At 32.3% G+C, this 1,566-nt stretch carries 1 protein-coding gene; it reads right to left on the reverse strand.

Annotated features, from left to right (window positions below):
* Window positions 1-103 precede the first annotated feature (103 nt).
* The coding region (locus FNW07_RS13595; protein WP_144265647.1) for an IS1634 family transposase at window positions 104-1,566 on the reverse strand (1,463 nt) is incomplete at its 5' end.

The following is a 1,566-nucleotide window of genomic DNA, read 5'->3' on the forward strand; positions in this document are numbered from 1 at the left end:
GTGAATTTCGTTTTATAAAAGTGCCACAAAAGTACTTAAAAATGTTGACTTCTATATTCGGACATTTGTTAATTTAATCCAAAATTAACCCAACTTGCAGGGTTTAGCCTGTGAACCATTGTTGAAAACGAGATTCTTGTTTGAGAAGTTCAGATTTGGGGACTACAAATTTTTTCTTAGTAAAGGGTTGTTTTTTATAGTTTAAGGCTAAATAAATTTCCCTTAGTTTTTGGCTTGGCTCTGAACATTTTTTTATTTCGATTGTATTTTCAAGTACATCTTTTATTTCCGTTGTAACTAACTTTTGGGTATTTGCAATTCTTATTATTTCCTGCCAATCATGATTTATTTTTTTTACTTTTAGCTGATATCTAATCGTATTTACAATCCAATAGGCTAACAACCCCAGATTTAAATGTGCCATAGTTGACTCATCGTTTTGATGGTAAATAGGTCGTAAATCCAAGTCTGTTTTTAAGGTTCTAAAAGTGCTTTCAATTTCTCGTATGCAATTGTATATCCTCCAAACAGTTTGTTCATCCCGTTCTTTTAGCGATGTTTTTATAAAATATACGCCTTGTTCTTTTTCTTGATTTACTTGGCTTTCTTTAACTTCCCATTTCATAGAAATTACCTTGCCTGTTTTTTGGTCAGCCAATAAATCGATTTGGTAATGTTTGGCTATCGAGGGATATTTTTGTTGTAATCTCCCTATTTTTTGATTTATGATTTCTTGCTTTTTTATCCCCGATTTTTTGGCTAATCCATTGGCAAGTTTGGTTAATGTGTCTTCATAAAGTGTTTTAAATTTGCGATTCATCGAACGTTCTTTCATCGCTTTCATGTCGCTTTTTACCTTGAAAACACACTGATTTTGTTCTTTATCTTCAATTTCATTCAACTCTATTTTCTGATTTTTTTTATCATAAACTATTGTAGGAATTTCATTTTTTAAGGTATATTTTTTTGGTTTAGTACGGCTTACACATAAATAATCATATCCTTTTTCTGTTACCAATTTCAAGTTTTCATCAGTGGCAATACCAGCATCCATAATGATTAAAGCCTTTTTTGTGGTCTCACTCGTTGCCTCTCGAAGGCTATCAATCATATCGGACAAAGTCTTACAATCGGCCATATTCCCCTGGTAGATATTGGAATATTTCAAAAAGCCTTCTAGATTTACGACAGCTGCCAAAACAACTAGTTTGGCATCGGTTCGCTTTTCCTTACTACGCCCGTATTGAGCTAAATCACTATTCTTTTTCTGACCTTCAAAATAGGTGTTGGTTAGGTCGTACAAATAAAATTTATCTTCAATATCAAATAATTCATTGGTCTTTTGAGACAAATATTTTTCCATCTCATCTTTAACTTGATACAAATTCAAGGCAGATTGATATAATTTATCCTTTGTTATTTTTTTGATTGGATAAGCGGTTAATTCACAAATGGCCGAATTTTCTTTTATCCATTTACTGGTTCTGTTTTCGCTCGCAGGATAAACGGCTCTGCTTATGATTTGAGTAAGTGCCAATTGAATCTGTTCTTCGGACCATTTTTTAT

Source organism: Flavobacterium sp. GT3R68, assembly GCF_007109225.1.
In the GTDB taxonomy this organism is placed as follows: domain Bacteria; phylum Bacteroidota; class Bacteroidia; order Flavobacteriales; family Flavobacteriaceae; genus Flavobacterium.